Origin of the sequence: Streptomyces sp. NPDC102270 (assembly GCF_044766405.1) — a bacterium.
Lineage (GTDB): Bacteria > Actinomycetota > Actinomycetes > Streptomycetales > Streptomycetaceae > Streptomyces.
In genome coordinates, this window is sequence record NZ_JBIWLX010000009.1 from 125,816 (window position 1) to 143,486 (window position 17,671).

A 17,671-nucleotide genomic window follows, 5' to 3' on the forward strand; every position below is an offset into this window, starting at 1 on the left:
CGAAACACCCGACCACGGAAGTACCGGATTACGGAGGCAGTCCATGCCCGAAGTCGTCTTCAGTGTCGACCAGGCTCTGTCCATGCGTGACCAGAAAGTGCCCGGCCACAACCGCTGGCACCCCGACATCCCGCCCGCCGTCACCGTCAAGCCCGGCACCGACTTCCGCATCGAGTGCCGCGACTGGACCGACAACCAGATCGGCAACAACGACTCCGCCAACGACGTCCGCGACGTCGACCTCACCCACGCGCACATGCTCAGCGGCCCCATCGCCGTGGAGGGCGCCGAACCCGGCGACCTGCTCGTCGTGGACATCCTCGACCTGGGCCCCGTACCGCAGGCGGCGGGCGAGGGCTCGGGTCAGGGCTGGGGCTACACCGGCGTCTTCGCCAGGGACAACGGCGGCGGCTTCCTCACCGACCGCTTCCCCGACTCGTACAAGGCCGTCTGGGACTTCCACGGCCAGCAGGCCACCTCCCGCCACATTCCCGGAGTCCGCTACACCGGGATCACCCACCCCGGCCTCTTCGGCACCGCGCCCTCCGCCGAACTGCTGGCCCGCTGGAACGCCCGTGAGCAGGCCCTCATCGACACGGACCCGCACCGGGTGCCGGCCCTGGCGCTCCCGCCCCTCGCCGACAACGCCCTGGCCGGCACGGCGAGTGGCGAGGTCGGCAGGCGCATCGCCGCCGAGGGCGCCCGTACCGTCCCGGCCCGGGAGAACGGCGGCAACCACGACATCAAGAACTTCACCCGCGGCTCCCGGGTCTTCTACCCCGTCCACGTCCCCGGCGCCCTGCTCTCCGGCGGCGACCTGCACTTCAGCCAGGGCGACGGCGAGATCACCTTCTGCGGTGCCATCGAGATGGGCGGCTTCATCGACCTGCACGTCGACCTGATCAAGGGCGGCATGGAGAAGTACGGGGTCACCACGAACCCGATCTTCATGCCGGGCAACGTGGCGCCGCAGTACACCGAGTTCATCTCGTTCGTCGGCATCTCCGTCGACCACGAGACCGACACCAACCACTACCTCGACGCGACGATGGCGTACAAGAACGCCTGCCTCAACGCCGTCGACTACCTGATGACCTTCGGCTACAGCGGCGAGCAGGCCTACCTCCTGCTGGGCTCCGCCCCGATCGAGGGCCGGATCAGCGGCGTCGTCGACATCCCGAACGCGTGCAGCACCCTCTACCTGCCCACGGCGATCTTCGACTTCGACATCCGGCCGAGTGCCGAGGGCCCGAGAAAAGCCGACCGCGGCCAGTGCGCCGTCTCCTCCTGAAACACCCGTACGTCCCGAAAGGCAGCCCCATGAGCGACCATCTCACCTTCCAGCTGGGCGACTTCACCACCCAGCACGGCGCCACCCTGCGCGGCGCGCACCTCGCCTACACCACGTACGGCGAACTCAACACCGACAAGTCCAACGCGATCGTCTACCCCACCTGGTACTCCGGCCGGCACTGGGACAACGAGTGGCTCATCGGCCCCGGAATGGCCCTCGACCCGGCCGAGTACTTCATCATCGTCCCCAACATGCTCGGCAACGGCCTGTCCACCTCCCCGAGCAACACCCCGCCACCGTACGACCGTGCCCGCTTCCCGCACATCACGGTGTACGACCAGATCGAGGCCCAGTACAAGCTGGTCACCGAGGAGTTCGGCATCGAGAGACTCGCGCTCGTGACCGGCTGGTCGATGGGGGCCGGGCAGACCTTCCAGTGGGCCGTCAGCCACCCGGAGATGGTCGAGCGGATCGCCCCCTTCTGTGGCTCGCCGCGCACCAGCGCCCACAACAAGGTCTTCCTGGAGGGCGTCAAGGCAGCACTGACCGCCGACGCGGTCTACGCCGGCGGCTGGTACGACAAGGACAAGTGGCCGACCACCGGACTGCGCGCGCTCGCCCGGGTCTACGCGGGGTGGGGCTTCTCGCAGGCGTTCTACTGGGAGAAGGAGTACGAGAAGCTCGGCTACACCTCCCTCGAGGACTTCCTGGTCGGCTTCTGGGAGGGCTTCTTCCTCGACGGCCGCGACCCCAACAACCTCCTCACCATGCTGTGGACCTGGCAGAACGGCGACGTCGGGCTCACCCCCGGCTTCGACGGTGACACCGAGGCCGCGCTGGGCTCCATCAGGGCGACCACGCTCGACATGCCCGCGGAGAAGGACCTCTACTTCCCGCCGGAGGACGAGGCGTGGGCCGTCAGTCACATACCGGGCGCCGAACTCCGGGTGATCCCGGGCATCTGGGGCCACTTCGCCGGCGGCGGCAGCAGCCCCGAGGACACCGCGTTCATCGACACGGGCATCAGGGAACTGCTGGCCAAGCCGGGCGGGTTGGCATAGTCATGAGCAGAGTACGTACCGTCCGCAGCGGACGCATCAGACTGCCGCACGAGGTCAGCGCCTCGATCGTCGCCTTCGCCACGGTCCTCCTGCTCCTGAGCCCCCTCCACATGCCGACCTGGGCCATCTTCATCACCTGGGCCGGAACGTTCCTCCAGGGCGGCCCGAGCATCGCCAACGCCATCTCCATGATCACCGCCACCACGACGGGCGCGGGGTTCGCGGTGGCGGCCGTACTCCTCAACCGGGAGACGGGCACGATGTTCGGCACCGGGGAGCTCGCCCAGACCCTGGCACTGGGTGTGGTGATCTTCTTCGTCAACGGCACCCTGCTGGCGACCGGACGGCTGAAGCCGTTCGCCCTCATCCCGGGAATGTTCTTCGGCTTCGCGTCGACCTTCGCCACGTACTTCGGCGGATTCGGCTACGACGCGGGGAACCTGGGCGCCGCCTTCATCAGCGCCGCCGCGATGTGCGCCCTGGGCCCGCTCTGCGCCGTCCTGGGACTGCGCCTGATGTTCGCGCCGCCTCCCGTCCCCGAACCGGAGCAGCACCTGACCGAGGAAGTGGCGCCATCGCCCACTTAGGCACTGGGCCGGCATCTCCCCGTTCCCGTGCGGCTAGTGCACTGGGGTGGAGAAACCCGATGACTCACCCTTCGCACGCCGCCTCAGAACCGCCCCGGACGGCTCTCCCCCGAGCCGTCCGGGGCGCTTGCGTGCCGTTGCGATTGCCGTCCGCGCATCAAGGCACCTACTGTTCCGTGGCCCGACAGGTCAGGAGGCTTTGGAGTCGGTACCTGAGGCCCGAGTCGATCCCCGAAGCGTAGGGGAAACGGATCTCGCCCACAGCAGGATTGCCGCCTGGTCAGGCCTGCGGTGGGGTCGGCCGAGGACTGGGAGCGGGCGCTCGGCCCAGGGCGTGATCGTCCGGTTCGTCCGGCCTGTTGTTCCCCCTTTCGGTGTCTCACCCGTGTTGCGCGTCGGCTTCGCCGCGCCAGTCCGCTTCCGGTCCGCCGACGATGCGCCCATATCAGGAACCGTCGGCGCTTCCCGAGGACGTTACGGACCGTCGACTGCGGCGCCTCGTCCAGCTTCTCGGTGACGACCCAGTCGTAGTCGACTCGTCGACCGGCCGTACGTGGCCGCAAGCGCGCACCCACATCCGGCACTCCTCCGCCTCCACACCGCCGTCCTCACGGTCTCGACGACGGCAGCCGCACAGAGGTAGGCCGGGATATTCGTCCTGCTGCGGGTGCTGGTGCTGTGGCTGGAATCGGTCAAGAAGGCCTGACCGCCGATACGGCGGTGACGGTCACGGTGTCGTCGCACTCGGCGAACTGCCCGTCGTCCAGGGCCACCTGGTGCGCCCCGGACCCCGGCAGCCGGACGACCATCGTGGGATACACCACGGGCGCCGAACCGGACACGCAGTACCCGTCGGCCTCCCCCTGCACCTGCACGAACGTCAGCTTCACCCACGCCTTGCCGCCGGGGGCCACCTTCACCGACGCCGCGGCTCCGGCCGGCTTGGCGGTGAGCGGCACGTTCATCTCGGGAGAACCGTTCCCGGCGCCGGCCACGGTGGGGTGCCCCTTGAGGACGCACGTCCGTCCGGACACGTTGGTGAACTCGACGACGGCCGCCCCGGTCCCCGTACCGGCCGGCCGTACGGCGGCCTGACGGGCGGTCGCCTTCAGACCGGCCGCGGAACAGGTCGCCGCCGCACCGCCCGGAGCGGGCACGGACGACGGGCGTGCGGAGGAGGCGGGCGCGGATGACGCCGGCCGGGAGGCGGAGCTGCTGGGCTTCGGGGCGCCGGGCGTGGCGGAGGAAACCGCTGAGCTGACGGCCCCGGACGGGGTGACGCCGCCGTCTCCGCTGTCCACACCACCCCCGCCGGGCTGACATCCCGCCATCGCGAGCGCCGCCGAAGCCGCGATGACCGCCACCGCCGAGCCGCGCATTCCGTTCACGTGCCGCATGCTGTCCCCCGAGTCGCAGTTGTGTGGAGCACGGCTCCTCGCCGCCCCGTCGAACCAGACAGAACCGTGGAGCCGGCAGTTCTCCCACACGCCGACCTGTGACCCACCGGTGACGAAACCCGGCCACAACCACCGTGGAACGCCCCGGCAGAGCGAGCTCGGTCGTGCTACCAGCTGTGAGCGTCCTTGCGGGGCAGCGGCCCCACGTCGGCGCGACGGCCGGTGCGGATCGCCGCATGGCGTTGCCCGGGGCCGAAGCCGTCGCGGGCGGCAAGGGCGTCGGCGACGGCGCCGGTGCTGAAGGCGTATACGGCCTTGTGCAGTACGTCGACGACGAGTTCCTGGCGGGGCCAGGTGGACGGCGGGGCACCGACCCCGGTGGCGTTCTCAAGGATCTGGTCGTTGGTGAGCCGTATGACGGCGAATTTGGCCGAGGCGACCGGTCCGCGCAGTCCCGCCTGGGCCATGATCGACCGCAGCACACCGAGCAGGGCACCCTGGCCGTAGCGCGTGGCCCAGTTGATGGTCCGCGGCTGTTCGCGGGGGACCTTCATTCAGGCCGGTCAGCCGCTGCAGGACCCACGCCGGGACGTGTGAGCCGGGTCGGCCGGTGACACCCTGCTCCATCTTCTCGCCGAGGGTCATCGCGACCCCTCCGGCGGTACCGGCCACCAGTCCTTGCCACAGCGTGCGCCTGAACATGTGATGGCAGGCACCCGTTGCCACCGACCTCAGCCGCGGCAACCGGGCTGAACGGTCACACGGCGCCCTCGACAAGCCGGCCCGGTCGGGCACCCTCCCCGTCCAGGCACGCCTGGACGCCGCGGTGCGCACCGGAGAGCTGGACAGGAACACGGACACGGACCGGATCGCTGCTTCTACACCACCTTCCTCAACGGCCTGTCCCTCCAGGCCCGCGACGGGGCGGACCGCGCCCAGCTGCACGGCCTGGTGGACATGGCGATGACTGTGTGGAACACCCCCTCCGGCCCCCTCGTCGGCTCCATGTCCGCGTGCTGAGGGGCCCGACGGTCAGCCGGCCGCCGTGACCTTCTCCAGCCGGGATCCGGTGGCCTCGGGCGACTCGATGGCCTGCCACATCGCCGCCGGGTGGTTGTAGTTGGTGACGAAGGCGTCGGCGACGCGGGGGTCGGCGGTGGCGGCGGCGAAGATCTGGCCCAGGTGGTCGGGGGGCGGCCCGATGTTGAGGTTGGACCAGGCGACGACCGCTTCCGCGATCCGCCACAGCCGCTCCGCCGCCCGCCCGGCGGAGCCCACGTCGAACGGCCCGCGGCGCGACTTCCACGACCTCACCAGCCGCACACGGGACGGTCACGGTCACCGTACGGTTGTGCGCCCATGCCCCGGACGGCAGCTGGGACACGGGCATGTGGTTCAACGACCCCACCGACCGACCCGATCGCGGACACGCACACCACCGGCGCCTGACCACCGAAGGCGACCGGTGCACTCTGCATGGGGACTCCGACCCCCATCCCGAAGACCTCTATGCCGCCCTCACCGCCCCCGTCATCGGACTCGTCGGCGCCGACAGCCACTCGACACGCGACGGCTGGCTCGTGCGGTACGGACGTGCCTGTCTGACCGCCCATCCGTCGGCATACAGGCCCTGACGGGCGTTCTCTCCTTCGAGTAGTGGTGGCACCCGTCCTGGGGACGAAGTCGTGGCCGCAGCTTCGACCGCCCCAGGCTCGGTGTCCCCCCGTCACGCGACGGTCCACCCTCGACGTCTGGGGACATTACGGGCGAACCGCCGACCCACTCAGCGACTGAGCACCCGCTGACGGAGCGGGGTCAAAGGTAGGTCACGTCGTGCCGCGGACATGCAAGCTCGGTGTCAGGACGATAGGAGGTGGCAGTTCACCCGCGAGGAGTTGGTCGACCTGGCGGATGGCCAGTTCACCGAGTCGTCTCTTGTCGAGGTGGACGGTGGTCAGGGGCGGGTCGACCAGATCGACGACGCTCAGCCCGTCGTAGCCGACCAGCGCGCAGTCGTCCGGTACCCGGACGCCGAGCCGACGTGCGGCCCGGAGCGCGCCCATCGCCACCAGGTCGTTGAAGGCGACCACGGCGGTGAGGTCAGGGTGCGCGGCGCGCAGCGCCTCGAACGCCGCGGCGCCCCCTGCCGGGGACTGCTCACCCATGACAACCCAGCCCTCGTCGACGGGCAGCGCATGTTCGCGGACGACTTCGAGGAAGGTGCCGCGCCGGACCAGCGGGGCGGTCAGGCACTCGCAGTCGATGAGGCCGATCCGGCGGTGCCCCCGGTCGATGAGGTGCTGCACCCCGGCCCGGAATCCGGCCGCGGTGTCGATGTGGACCAACGCGTGGTGCGACGAGTCCAGTCCGCGATCGACCAGAACCAGTGGCACGGCGCCCGCGTACGGCTCGAGTTCGGCATCGGTATGGCTGATGTAGCCGACAAGAGCGTCGACCTGTTGGCCGAGTGAGCGGACCAGGGCCAACTCCCGGGACCGATCATTCTCGGTGCTGGCCACGAGCACCTGCCAGTCGCGTTCGTCCGCGGCCGCGATCACTCCTGCCATGAACTCCGGGAAGAAGGGGTTGACCACGTCCGGGACGATGAGCCCGACAGAAACGACGTCCGGGCGGACCAGCCCCCGGCCGTACCGGCTGGGCCGGTACCGCAACTGCCGTGCGACATCGAGCACGCGTTGCTGCGTCCCCGGGTCGATCTCCCCCTTGCCGTTGATCGCTCGGGACACGGTCTGATGGGACACGCCTGCCGCCTGAGCAACGTCGCGGAGCGTGACGCGCTTGACGGCTCTCACCCCCCGCGCCCGCTGGTCTTCCGTTTCCCGCTGTCCGGCCACGCCGCCCACTCACTTCTGTTCCTGTGCCGCCTTGCGCTCAAGTCAATCAGGTTCACCGGCCCACCGCGCCATCACGCCATCACGCCAGGAGGTCACCGGCGGATCGTGAGCCGTGCGGCGGTGGGGCGTTGACGGGATCCGCTCCCCTGAGCAAGAATGCCGTTAACGGTCACGTTACCGGTCACGTCAACGGTCACGGAACAGCGAAGGAGAGCGCAGTGGGCTTATTGAGGGGTCCTGCACCGCACGAACCCCACCCGGTTTTCCGTGGCGTGTTCCACGGGTGGCACGCGAAGGCCGGCGCCTTTTCGGCGCTGCCGGGCGCGCCTGTGGAACCGGATGATCCGCAGCCTTGGTGGCGGCGACTGAAAGTTCGGCGGATGGAGCCGAGCAGCGGTGGATCTTCGCTCGGCCGGTCCACGGCACTTCCCCGGGGCTGTGCTGTTCCGAGTGGGGATGGCAGGAGTTGACGACGTTCCATTCCTCCCAGAAGCGGGCGGCACCGACGAGAGAAACCCTCCCGGACGCGGGGAGATCGCTGTGGTAACGGCTGTTACCATCAGGCTATGGCGAAGACACAGCTAGGTGCGCGCGTTGATCGCGAGGTCAAGGCGTTGGCTGAAGCCCGTGCCGCTGATCGCGGCCTCAGCCTCGGCGACTACATCGCTGCCCTCGTCCGGGAAGACACGGAAGGGCTGAAGCAGCGAGGGCTGGACGCTGCCAGGCGGTTCCTGGACGAGCACCAGTCGGTATTCGACGAGGTGGAAGACGTGGATCACCACGCATCAGGGGCGCACGCCGCGTAATGGACCTGCTCATCGACGTTCCCTGGATCCTCCAGGTTGCCGAGCTGGCAGGCGCAGGAGATCCCGCCCCCGACGACTACGGCGTTCCGGTGGCAGCCGTCGCCGGCCACCGGGCCGAACTGCTGGAAACACCCGTCTACGACGGTCCCTACGCTCGTGCAGCCGCCCTCGTGCACATCCTCGGCCGCTGCCGCTGGCTCGAGCGGTCGAACATGGCCGTCGCCGCCGCGACCGGCGTGATGTATCTGGAAGCCTCCGGCATCCAGGTAAAGCCCAGCCGCGAAGACGCCGTTGCCCTGCGCGACCTCTTGCGTGATCCCGCATGTACGGCCAAGAGAATCGCCGTTCTGATGCGCGCCTGGCCGCACGCCACCTGAACCAGGGACCAAGCGGATCGCCCGCCAGACGCGCAGGTTTGCACGCCTCCCGGCCACGAGCCCTCGGACTGCCCGGCGAGACCGGGCAACTGGCTCGGGTGGGATGCCTCCCGGGCTTTCACCGGATTGGTCTGACAGGGTGGCCGTGGCACCACGTCTGCCCGTCACGCCTCTCATCTGCGGTGACGACTGCTAGCTTCGCCAGCTGATCTATGGTCCCGTACGCCTGCGGCGGAGGCAGGGCCACGACTGCGAGGCGAGGAAGACTGGCGTGAGAGAAGACGCTGAGAGGCCGACGATGGCTCCATTCAAGCGCAGGACGTTCCTGGCCACTGCCGCCGCGACGGCCGCGTCGGCCACCGCGACAGCCGCACCGGCGTCCGCCGTGGGTTCCCACGACGGACCTGCCGACCCGTGGCCTCTCGATTCCGTGGCGCGCCTGCTGGCCATGCCCGAGGCCGGCCGCGGTATCGACTGGCTCAGGTCGGCGCTACAGGTCGCCGTGGGACTGGAACTGTCCACCATCCCGCCGTACCTGTGCGGCTGGTGGTCCATCAGGGACCGCGGCGCGGATGCCGCGCGACTGATCCGGCGCATCATCGACGACGAGATGTACCACCTGGGCATGGTGTGCAACCTGCTCGTGGCCGTGGGCGACAGGCCCCGGATCAGGGCGGCGGCACCCACCTACCCCGGCCCGCTGCCCGGTGGCGTACGCGCCGGCGTGACCGTGTATCTGTCGGGTTTGACCAGGTCCTACGTGCACGACGTGATGATGGCCGTCGAAGCCCCCGAGGAACCACTCGCCCTCAGGGACAGCGCCCCACCCACCATCGGCGCCTTCTACGGCGCCGTTCTGGAGTGCTTCATGACCGTGGCCCCGCAGCTGTCTGCCCGCGGGCAGCTGAACGCCCACATCGGGTCCGACGAACTGCGGCCGATCGAGACCCTCCTGGACGTGGAGCGCTCCATCGACATCATCAGGGAGCAGGGCGAGGGCACGAGCAGCTCCCCGGCCGACTCCTTCGCCGACGACCACCCGGCCCACTACTACGCCTTCGGCGAGATCTACCACGGCCGGCAACTGCAACAGACCGACGCGGGCTGGACGTTCACCGGGGCGCCCGTCCCCTTCCCCGACGCACGCCCCATGGCCCGGGTCCCGGCCGGCGGCTGGCCCCGCCCGTCGGCGCCCGTGCAACAGCTCCTGCACCGGTTCGACACCACCTACACCACCCTGCTCGACTCCCTCGACGCCGCCTGGGGCGAGGGCGGCCCACCCTCCCTGGGTGCGGCCATCCACGCCATGCGCTCCCTGGAAGAGCCCGCCGTACGACTGATGGAGACCAAGATCCCCGGCACTCACAGCACATACGGCCCCCAGTTCCACGCACTCCCCTGACGCGCCCCCAGATGTCCACCAGGCGACAGGAATGGTGGCCGGCCTGTCCTGCCGGCACGTGACCGGAGGGGCCCGGTCATCGGCCGGTGGATCCCGCTCTGTCCCGTCCTGGATGACCGCACCACAACTCCTGGCCCGGCGGTGAGCACCATCTCGACGGCCGGTTCGTCACGGACGTCCCCGGGCTGCACTGCGCGATCGCCGAGGCCCTGCTCGGGCCGGGCCGCTCCTTCGGCCGGGAGTGGAATGCCTTCAGGGACTGCCTGACCGGTGGCTTCGGCGTGGCCCCGCCCTTCACCCTGACCTGGCACGACTCCGACGTGGCACGCCGCGCCCTCGGGGATGTCGTGGAGGATCCGGAGAACGGTCTCTCCTACTTCGAGGAGATCGTGCAGCTCCTCGAACGGCGGGGCGTCACGGTCGTGCTCCGGTGAATTAGGGGCCGGTACGGCCCTCCCTGAGCTGACCCGAGGTAACGCGAAGCGTCACGTAGAGTCGGGGTGGGGAAGATCAGCAAGGGGGAGGACCGGTGGAGCCGGTGCAGTTCTCGGTTCTGGGGCCGGTCCGGGTGCAGCGGGCGGGGGCGGACGTAGCCCTCGGCGGTCCGCAGGAACGGGCCCTGCTGGCGCTGCTGCTGGTGCGTGCCGGGCAACCGGTGGCCGTGAGCGAGATCGTGACCGTGCTGTGGGGTGCGCGTCCGCCGCACAGCGCGGTGAACGTGGTCCGACGTCATATCGGCTCCCTGCGTCGCCTGATGGAGCCCGGGCTGCCCGTCCGGGCCGCAGGACGGTGGCTGGCCCGGGACGCGGGCGGTTACCTGTGGACGGCCGACGCCGACTCGCTGGATCTGCTGCGGTTCCGCCGGCTGCGGGACGAGGCCCGGCGGGCGGAGGCCGGGCTCGCCGTCGAGCTTCTCGTCCAGGCCCTTTCGTCGTGGCAGGGACCGGTCGCCGGGGACATCGCCGCCGAGGTGCGTGAGCGCGCCGGTTTCGGTGCCGTCGACCGGGAGCGCCACGCGGCGGTGCGGGAGGCCGCCGACGCCGCGCTGCGCGCCGGTGTGCCGGGCGTGGTGCTGCCCCTGCTGCGGCAGGCCGCCGCCGACGATCCGCTGGACGAACCGGTGCTGGCCCGGCTCATCCTCGTGCTGGCGGCCATGGGGCAGCGTTGCGAGGCCGTCGACACCTACCGCACCGCCGCCACCCGCCTCGCCCACGAGCTGGGCATCGACCCCGGGGCCGAACTGCGCGAAGCCCACCGCGCGTCGCTGCCGGACGCCGCACCGCAGTCCTCCTTGCCCAGGCCCGCCCAACTCCCGCACGACCTGCCGACGTTCACCGGCCGCGAGAGCGAACTGGACGACGTACTGGCCCGGTCGGACCCGACCGACAGGGTGGTCATCACGGCGATCGGCGGTATGGCCGGCATCGGGAAGACCACCCTCGCCGTGCACCTGGCGCATCGGGTCGCCGAGCGGTTCCCCGACGGGCAGCTCTACGTCAATCTGCGCGGCTTCGACCCGTCCGGTGCCGTGATGAGCGCCGGCGAAGCGGTCCGGCTCTTCCTGGACGCGCTCGGGGTGCCGCCCGAGCGGGTGCCGAACGCGGTGGAGGCCCAGGCCGCCCTCTACCGGGGCCTGTTGGCCGGGCGGCGGTTTCTGGTCGTGCTGGACAACGCGCGCGACACCGATCAGGTACGCCCGTTGCTGCCGGGCACCCCCGGCTGCCTGACGATCGTCACCAGCCGCAGCAGCCTGTCCGGACTCATCGCCGCGCACGGAGCGCACGCGCTGACCCTGCGCCCGCTCACCGCCGCTGGGCAGGCCAGGGCGTTCCTGAAGCGTCGGCTCGGCGCGGCCCGGCTGGCCGGCGAGTCCCGGGCGGTCGGCGAGATCACCGCTCTGTGTGCCGGGCTGCCGCTCGCGCTGGCCTGCGTGGCGGCGCGCGCGGCGACCCGTCCGCACTTCCCGCTGTCGGCGGTGGCGGCCGAACTGCGGGCGGCGCACGGCAGTCTCGACGCGTTCAACAGGACCGACCCGGCCGTGAACCTCGGCGCGGTGTTCTCCTGGTCGCTGGGTGCCGTCTCGCCCGGCGCGGCCCGCCTCTTCCGGCTCCTCGGCCTGCACCCCGGCCCGGACGTCGGTGCCCCGGCCGCGGCCGCGCTGGCGGCGGTTCCGGTTCCGGAGGCGCGCGGTCTGCTGGCGGAACTCGCCGACGTGCACCTGACGCGCGAGCACGCGCCCGGCCGGTACGCCCTGCACGACCTGGTGCGCGCCCATGCGGCCGAACTGGTGCGGGACGAGGACGACCGTGCCGCGGCCGTCGAGCGGCTGTACGCCCACCACCTGCACACCGCCCACGCGGCCGACCGGCTCCTCGCCCCGCACGCCGATCCCCTGCCACCGGACCCGCCTCCGCCCGGCGTCGTCCCGCAAGCCCCGTCCGACGACCAGGACGCGCTGGCCTGGCTTGCCGCCGAGTACCGGGTCCTGCTCGCCGTGATCGACGCGGCGGCACGCTCCGGCCGCGACCACCTCGCCGCTCAACTCGCCTGGTCCCTGGAGCCGTTCTTCGACCGACGGGGCCACTGGCACGACGGAGCGGCCGCCCAGCGCACGGCGCTCGACTGCGCGCTCAGGCTGTCGGATCCGGCCTGGGAGGCGCGCGGACTGCGCGGGCTGGCCCGGGCGGAGGGGCGGCTGGGCCTGCACGACAGTTCCGTGGCCCGGCTCCGGCGCGCCCTGGATCTCTTCACCGAGCTGGGCGACACGACCGGGCAGGCCCACACCCACCGCAGCCTCGGCTGGGAGTGCGAACAGCAGGGCGACCTCCCCGGCGCCCTGCGGCACAACGAGCAGGCTCTGGAACTGTTCCGGCAGAGCGGACCGCCGGCCGCGCAGGCCAGCGTGCTCAACTCAGTCGGCTGGTACCACGCGCTGCTCGGCCGGTACCGGCAGGCGTTGAGCCACTGCTTCGAGGCCCTCCCCCTGCTCCAGGACCTGGGCGACCGCTACGGTCAGGCGGTCACCTGGGACAGCATCGCCTACGCCCAGCACGGACTGGGCCGCCACCCGCACGCCCTGCTCGGTTACCACAACGCGCTGACGCTGTACCGGGAGTTGGGTGTCCCCTACCTGGAGGCCTGCACCCTCGCCCACATCGGCGACACCCAGCTCGCCATGGGCGCCCCCGAGGAGGCGGAGACCTCCTGGCGCCAGGCTCTCGCCCTCTTCACCTCTCTGGGCCACCCGGACGCGGAACAGGTCCGGGAGCGGCTGCACGCCGCCCGGGGCAGCGGACGCGATCTCGCCTGAGGGGGCGACCGATGGCACACGACGAGTCGCTGCGTTTCGAGGTACTGGGCCCATTGCGGGCGACCCGCGGCCAGAGCGAACTCGACCTCGGCTTTCCCCAGCAACGCGCCCTGCTGGCCCTGCTGTTGGTGCGGGCGGGGCGGCCCGTCCCCGCGGGCGAGATCGTCGCCGTACTGTGGCCGGAGGGCGCGCCCCCGAGCGCCATGAACGTGGTCCGGCGCTACGTCGGTTCCCTGCGCCGCCTGCTGGAGCCGGGACTCCCGCCGCGCGCTCCCGGCCGCCGGCTGCCGCGCGGCGCCGACGGATACCGGCTGGAGGTGGCCGAGAACGAGGTCGATCTGCTCAGGTTCCGGGGCCTGACCCGGCGGGCCAAGCGGGAGGCGGCCACGGGGCGGCCAGAACCGGCGCTGCGGCATTTCGTCGAGGCGCTGGACAAGTGGCGGGGCCCGGTGGCTGCCTGCATCCCCGCGCCCGTGCGGCAGCACGCCGTGTTCGCCGAGATCGAACACGAACTCGTCCGTACGACGGTGATGGCCACCGACGCGGCCCTGCTGTGCGGCACGCCCGAACCCGTACTGCCCCACCTCGGCCGCGCGGCCCGGCTCGACCCCCTCAACGAGTCCCTGCACGCGAGGACCGTCCTGGCACTCGCCGCCTGCGGCCGGCAGGCCGAGGCGCTGGCGGCGTACGAGTCGGTACGGCGGCTGCTGGCCCGGGAGCTGGATGTCGCACCGGGCGCGGAGCTGACCGCGGCCCACACGCGTGTACTGCGCCAGGAGGTCCGGTCCGCACCGCGCAAGCGGGACCTCGCACGGCCCGCCCAACTCCCGCCCCAGTCCGAGCAGTTCACCGGCAGGCAGGCCGAACTGGACAGCCTGCGCACGGCAGCCGACTGCTCGACCGTCCTGTTCACCGGCATGCCGGGCATCGGAAAGACCACTCTGGCGGTGCGCTGGGCCCACGAGGTCGCCGAACGGTACCCCGACGGTCAACTCCACGTGAATCTCAGGGGTTTCGACCCGCTCAACGCCCCGCTGACCCCTGAGGCGGCCCTGCGCTTCCTGCTTCCCGTTCTCGGCGTGCCCGGGCACCGCCTGCCGAGCGGTCCGGACGCGCTCACCGGGCTGTACCGGAGCGTTCTGTCCGGCCGCCGGATGCTCCTCCTGCTCGACGACGCCTTCGACACCGAGCAGGTACGTGCCCTGCTTCCCGCCTCGCCCGGCTGCCTGACCCTGATCACCAGCCGGCGCGGCCTGTCCGGCCTGGTCGGCGCCGGGGCCCGGCCGCTGCACCTGGACCTGCCATCCACCGCGGACGCCCTCGCCGTTCTGGCCCGGCACCTCGGCCGGGAGCGACCGGCCGCCGATCCCGCGGCGGCGCGGGAGATCGTGGCGTACTGCGGACGGCTGCCGCTTGCCCTGGCCGTCGTGGCCGCCGGGGCCGCGGCCCGCCCCGGCCTCCCCCTCGCGGCCGTAGCCGCCGAGCTGCGCCGGTCCCGAGGCAGCCTCGACGCCCTCGCCGACGTACGCGCCGCGTTCGCCGCCTCCTACCGGCGCCTGTCGGACGACGCCGCCCGGCTGCTGCGTCTGCTGTCCCCCGGGGGCGGCCCGGACCTCACCGCGGATGCTGCCGCCGCGGTGGCCGATCTGCCCGTGCGCACGGCCCGCCGACTCCTCGACGAGCTTGCCGACGCCCATCTCGTCGACGAAGCCGCGCCCGGCCGCTACACCGCCCACGTCTTGCTGCGGGTGTTCGCCGCCGAGCTCGACCGGCGACCATAACCTCAGGCCAGAGCGCCGTCATCACTTCTCTGTCACTCTTTTTTCACACCTTCGCACCTAGGCTCCGATGCGATGAAAGATTCTGTTCGACTCTGTTCGGAGGTGCGCCGGATGCCCTTGGGCGTCGAGATCGTCGTCACCGACACGGCGCCGGTGCGGCTGCCGGGTGGGCGGTGGCCGCGGACCAGGGCGCACCGGCTGTCCGCCCGCGTCGGCGGCGAGTTCCTCTTCGTGGGCGTGCGGGGCGGCATCCCCGCCCCGGAGGGTTTTGTGGACATCCCGCTCGACCCCGGCGACATCTGCTTCTACGACACGGACCGTCCACCCTCGCTGGAGCTTCCCCGGGCCCGGCTGAAGGTGTTCCTCGTGACACGCGAGGCGCTGGGGCTGCCGGACCACGCGCTGCGGCGGGTCATGGCGGCCCCGGTCAGCCGGTCGTCCCGGCTGGGCGGTCTGCTGTCGCCGTTCCTGTCCGAACTCGCCGACACGGTCTCCGTCTCGCCGCCCGCGACCCGCGAGATGCTCGCCTGGAACGCCGTGAACCTCCTGGCCACGCTGGCCACCGAGCAGTCGGGCGAGGGCACCGCCCAGCCGTCGGGTACGCAGTCACTGCTGTCCAGGATCCAGGGGTTCATCGACCGCCGTCTCGCGGATCCGGACCTCTCGCCCGAGACGATCGCCGCGGCACATCACATCTCGGTGCGTTATCTGCACAAACTGTTCCAGGACGAGGGCACGACGGTCGGCCGGTGGATCCAGCGCCGTCGCCTCGAGGAGTGCCGGCGCGATCTGCTGCACCGGGTGCGGGGCCGGCGCACCATCGCGGCGGTCGCCGCCCGTTGGGGCTTCCTCAACGCCCCGCACTTCAGCCGGGTGTTCCGCGCCGCATACGGGATGTCCCCGAGCGAGTGGCGGGACACGGCCGGCGGACGCACGCCGTACCCCGGCGCGTCTTCGGCGGGCGCGCGTTCCGGTGCACTGGTGGATCAGCGCCCATGCACTGGTGGACAACTCACCACCGTCCCGCGCTCCTAGCGTGCTCGTCGACGCGCCCGCGCATCACCAGCGAGAAATTTCGGGAGAACTCCATGTCCGAGACCGCCGAACCGGTCAAGCCGGTCCTCGAACCGGCCGCCCAGGCCTTCGTCGAGGCCACCGCCAACCCGCCCTACCTCTTCGATCTGCCGCCCGCCGAGGGCCGCAAGGCCGTCGACGAGGTGCAGTCCGGCGAGATCGCCAAGCCCGCGATCGACGAGGAGTGGATCACGGTGTCCGGCGGCCCGACCGGCAGCGTCCGGGCCCGCATCGTCAAGCCCGCCGGCGCCACCGGAACCCTCCCGGTCATCCTCTACATCCACGGCGCGGGCTGGGTGTTCGGCAACGCCCACACCCATGACCGACTGGTGCGCGAACTCGCCGTCGGCGCAGGGGCGGCCGTCGTCTTCCCGGAGTACGACCTCTCCCCCGAGGTGCGCTACCCGGTCGCCATCGAGCAGAACTACACCGTCGCGAAGTGGGTCGTCGAGCAGGGCTTCACCAAGGACCTGGACGGCTCCCGGCTGGCGGTGGCCGGTGACTCGGTGGGGGGCAACATGACGGCTGCGCTGACCCTCATGGCCAAGGAGCGCGGCGATGTCCCGCTGGTGCAGCAGGTGCTGTTCTACCCGGTGACCGACGCGAGCTTCGACACCGGCTCCTACCACCAGTTCGCCACCGGCTACTTCCTGCGCCGGGACGGCATGCAGTGGTTCTGGGACCAGTACACGACGGACGAGGCGGAGCGGGCGCAGATCACCGCGTCCCCGCTGCGGGCATCGACCGAGCAGCTCGCCGGGCTGCCCCCGGCCCTGGTCATCACCGGTGAGGCGGACGTGCTGCGCGACGAGGGCGAGGCGTACGCCAACAAGCTGCGCGAAGCCGGGGTCGCGGTCACCGCCGTGCGCTACCAGGCCATCATCCACGACTTCGTGATGCTCAACACCCTGCGCGGGACCCACGCCGCCGAAGCCGCCATCAACCAGGCCGTCGCCACCCTGCGCACGGCCCTGCACACCAACTGACCCGGGAGACACAGAACATGACCACCACACCCACCGCCCTTCTCGTGCACGGCGCCTTCGCCGACGCCGGCAGCTGGGCCGGTGTCGTCGCGGAGCTGCAGAACCAGGGCATCCCCGTGATCGCTCCGCCGAACCCGCTGCGCGGGCTGGCCGCCGACGCCGCGTACATAGCCTCCGTGGCCGCGCAGGTCGACGGCCCGGTCGTCCTGGTCGGGCACTCGTACGGCGGCGCGGTCATCTCCGTCGCCGGTACGACGGAGAACGTCGTCGGCCTCGTCTACATCGCGGCCTACGTCCCCGAGGAGGGCGAGAGCCTCGGTGAGCTGCAGGGCCGCTTCCCGCTCTCGCAGCTCGTCAGCAACCTCAAGGAGTGGACCTACCCGGTCGAGGGCGGGGAGACGGCCGTCGAGGTCACCATCCAGGCCGACGCGTTCCCCGGCATCTTCGCCGCCGACGTGCCCGCCCCGGTCACCAAGGCGCTGGCGGTGTCCCAACGCCCGCTGGCCGCCTCGTCGTTCACCGAGCCGGCGTCGGCCGCCGCGTGGAAGACCAAGCCGTCCTGGGCGCTGGTGGCCGAAGCCGACCAGGCGATCAACCCGGAGGTGGAGCGCTTCGGCGCGAAGCGGGCCGGCGCGACGATCGTCGAGCTGGCGGGCGCCTCCCACGCGGTCGCCGTCTCCCAGCCCAAGGAGGTCGCCGCCCTGATCCGCGACGCGGTACGGGCGACGAGCTGACCGCTCT

15 protein-coding genes and 1 pseudogene are annotated in these 17,671 nt (G+C 71.3%); 12 read left to right on the forward strand and 4 right to left on the reverse strand.

Features of this window, described 5'->3' with window-relative positions:
- Positions 1-43 precede the first annotated feature (43 nt).
- Genes fmdA through ACIRP7_RS20195 form a run of 3 tightly spaced genes read left to right on the forward strand, consistent with a single transcriptional unit; the run spans position 44 to position 2,942 of the window.
- Positions 44-1,291, forward strand: coding sequence for a formamidase (fmdA, locus tag ACIRP7_RS20185; RefSeq protein ID WP_403661044.1), 1,248 nt, complete (start codon positions 44-46; stop codon positions 1,289-1,291).
- 29 nt (positions 1,292-1,320) lie between these two features.
- Positions 1,321-2,355 carry an alpha/beta fold hydrolase gene (locus tag ACIRP7_RS20190; protein WP_403661047.1) on the forward strand — a complete coding sequence of 345 codons (1,035 nt, stop codon included), beginning with the start codon at positions 1,321-1,323 and terminating at the stop codon, positions 2,353-2,355.
- Positions 2,356-2,357: 2 nt separating this feature from the next.
- Positions 2,358-2,942, forward strand: coding sequence for a DUF1097 domain-containing protein (locus ACIRP7_RS20195; protein WP_403661050.1), 585 nt, complete (start codon positions 2,358-2,360; stop codon positions 2,940-2,942).
- 692 nt (positions 2,943-3,634) lie between these two features.
- On the opposite strand, the gene ACIRP7_RS20200 is transcribed toward ACIRP7_RS20195, so the two are convergent.
- From ACIRP7_RS20200 to ACIRP7_RS20215, 4 genes are all read right to left on the reverse strand, one after another.
- Positions 3,635-4,339: a DUF4232 domain-containing protein gene (locus ACIRP7_RS20200; protein WP_403661053.1), complete on the reverse strand. Its 705-nt coding sequence runs from the start codon at positions 4,337-4,339 to the stop codon at positions 3,635-3,637.
- A 167-nt stretch (positions 4,340-4,506) separates the two neighbouring features.
- A complete protein-coding gene (locus tag ACIRP7_RS20205; protein ID WP_403661056.1) occupies positions 4,507-4,893 on the reverse strand; it encodes a hypothetical protein in 387 nt (128 codons plus the stop codon).
- Between the two features lie 478 nt (positions 4,894-5,371).
- Positions 5,372-5,662 (reverse strand): hypothetical protein, encoded by a 291-nt coding sequence (locus ACIRP7_RS20210; protein ID WP_403661059.1) that lies wholly within the window; start codon positions 5,660-5,662, stop codon positions 5,372-5,374.
- Positions 5,663-6,165: 503 nt separating this feature from the next.
- Positions 6,166-7,203 carry a LacI family DNA-binding transcriptional regulator gene (locus ACIRP7_RS20215; RefSeq protein WP_403661062.1) on the reverse strand — a complete coding sequence of 346 codons (1,038 nt, stop codon included), beginning with the start codon at positions 7,201-7,203 and terminating at the stop codon, positions 6,166-6,168.
- A gap of 557 nt (positions 7,204-7,760) precedes the next feature.
- Here ACIRP7_RS20215 and ACIRP7_RS20220 point away from each other — a divergent pair.
- The 9 genes and pseudogenes from ACIRP7_RS20220 (at position 7,761) to ACIRP7_RS20260 (ending at position 17,664) form a co-directional block, all read left to right on the forward strand.
- The gene (locus ACIRP7_RS20220) at positions 7,761-8,000 is read left to right on the forward strand and encodes a hypothetical protein (RefSeq protein WP_403661065.1); all 240 of its coding nucleotides are present in this window, start codon (positions 7,761-7,763) and stop codon (positions 7,998-8,000) included.
- Entirely contained in the window at positions 8,000-8,377 is a 378-nt protein-coding gene (locus ACIRP7_RS20225; protein WP_403661068.1) for a fic family toxin-antitoxin system, toxin component, read from the forward strand. Before ACIRP7_RS20220 ends, ACIRP7_RS20225 begins: the two co-directional genes overlap by 1 nt.
- Positions 8,378-8,675: 298 nt before the next feature.
- Positions 8,676-9,779, forward strand: a complete 1,104-nt coding sequence (locus ACIRP7_RS20230) for a ferritin-like protein (RefSeq protein WP_403661070.1) — start codon at positions 8,676-8,678, stop codon at positions 9,777-9,779.
- A 161-nt stretch (positions 9,780-9,940) separates the two neighbouring features.
- Positions 9,941-10,213, forward strand: a pseudogene (locus ACIRP7_RS20235) (barstar family protein); the annotation flags it as partial.
- A 95-nt stretch (positions 10,214-10,308) separates the two neighbouring features.
- The gene (locus ACIRP7_RS20240) at positions 10,309-13,089 is read left to right on the forward strand and encodes an ATP-binding protein (protein ID WP_403661073.1); all 2,781 of its coding nucleotides are present in this window, start codon (positions 10,309-10,311) and stop codon (positions 13,087-13,089) included.
- Between the two features lie 11 nt (positions 13,090-13,100).
- Positions 13,101-14,870, forward strand: a complete 1,770-nt coding sequence (locus ACIRP7_RS20245) for a BTAD domain-containing putative transcriptional regulator (protein ID WP_403661076.1) — start codon at positions 13,101-13,103, stop codon at positions 14,868-14,870.
- 111 nt (positions 14,871-14,981) lie between these two features.
- Entirely contained in the window at positions 14,982-15,905 is a 924-nt protein-coding gene (locus tag ACIRP7_RS20250) for a helix-turn-helix domain-containing protein (RefSeq protein WP_403661079.1), read from the forward strand.
- Positions 15,906-15,958: 53 nt separating this feature from the next.
- Entirely contained in the window at positions 15,959-16,930 is a 972-nt protein-coding gene (locus tag ACIRP7_RS20255) for an alpha/beta hydrolase (protein ID WP_403661082.1), read from the forward strand.
- Positions 16,931-16,947: 17 nt separating this feature from the next.
- The gene (locus tag ACIRP7_RS20260; RefSeq protein ID WP_403661085.1) at positions 16,948-17,664 is read left to right on the forward strand and encodes an alpha/beta fold hydrolase; all 717 of its coding nucleotides are present in this window, start codon (positions 16,948-16,950) and stop codon (positions 17,662-17,664) included.
- Positions 17,665-17,671: the final 7 nt, after the last annotated feature.

Bases quoted from the DNA above. Each gene is read 5' to 3' on its own strand.
- ACIRP7_RS20255 (WP_403661082.1), top strand. From the start codon at position 15,959: ATGTCCGAGACCGCCGAACCGGTCAAGCCGGTCCTCGAACCGGCCGCC.
- ACIRP7_RS20205 (WP_403661056.1), bottom strand. From the start codon at position 4,893: ATGAAGGTCCCCCGCGAACAGCCGCGGACCATCAACTGGGCCACGCGC.
- fmdA (WP_403661044.1), top strand. From the start codon at position 44: ATGCCCGAAGTCGTCTTCAGTGTCGACCAGGCTCTGTCCATGCGTGAC.
- ACIRP7_RS20190 (WP_403661047.1), top strand. From the start codon at position 1,321: ATGAGCGACCATCTCACCTTCCAGCTGGGCGACTTCACCACCCAGCAC.
- ACIRP7_RS20260 (WP_403661085.1), top strand. From the start codon at position 16,948: ATGACCACCACACCCACCGCCCTTCTCGTGCACGGCGCCTTCGCCGAC.
- ACIRP7_RS20220 (WP_403661065.1), top strand. From the start codon at position 7,761: ATGGCGAAGACACAGCTAGGTGCGCGCGTTGATCGCGAGGTCAAGGCG.
- ACIRP7_RS20195 (WP_403661050.1), top strand. From the start codon at position 2,358: ATGAGCAGAGTACGTACCGTCCGCAGCGGACGCATCAGACTGCCGCAC.
- ACIRP7_RS20250 (WP_403661079.1), top strand. From the start codon at position 14,982: ATGCCCTTGGGCGTCGAGATCGTCGTCACCGACACGGCGCCGGTGCGG.
- ACIRP7_RS20230 (WP_403661070.1), top strand. From the start codon at position 8,676: ATGGCTCCATTCAAGCGCAGGACGTTCCTGGCCACTGCCGCCGCGACG.
- ACIRP7_RS20245 (WP_403661076.1), top strand. From the start codon at position 13,101: ATGGCACACGACGAGTCGCTGCGTTTCGAGGTACTGGGCCCATTGCGG.
- ACIRP7_RS20200 (WP_403661053.1), bottom strand. From the start codon at position 4,339: ATGCGGCACGTGAACGGAATGCGCGGCTCGGCGGTGGCGGTCATCGCG.
- ACIRP7_RS20225 (WP_403661068.1), top strand. From the start codon at position 8,000: ATGGACCTGCTCATCGACGTTCCCTGGATCCTCCAGGTTGCCGAGCTG.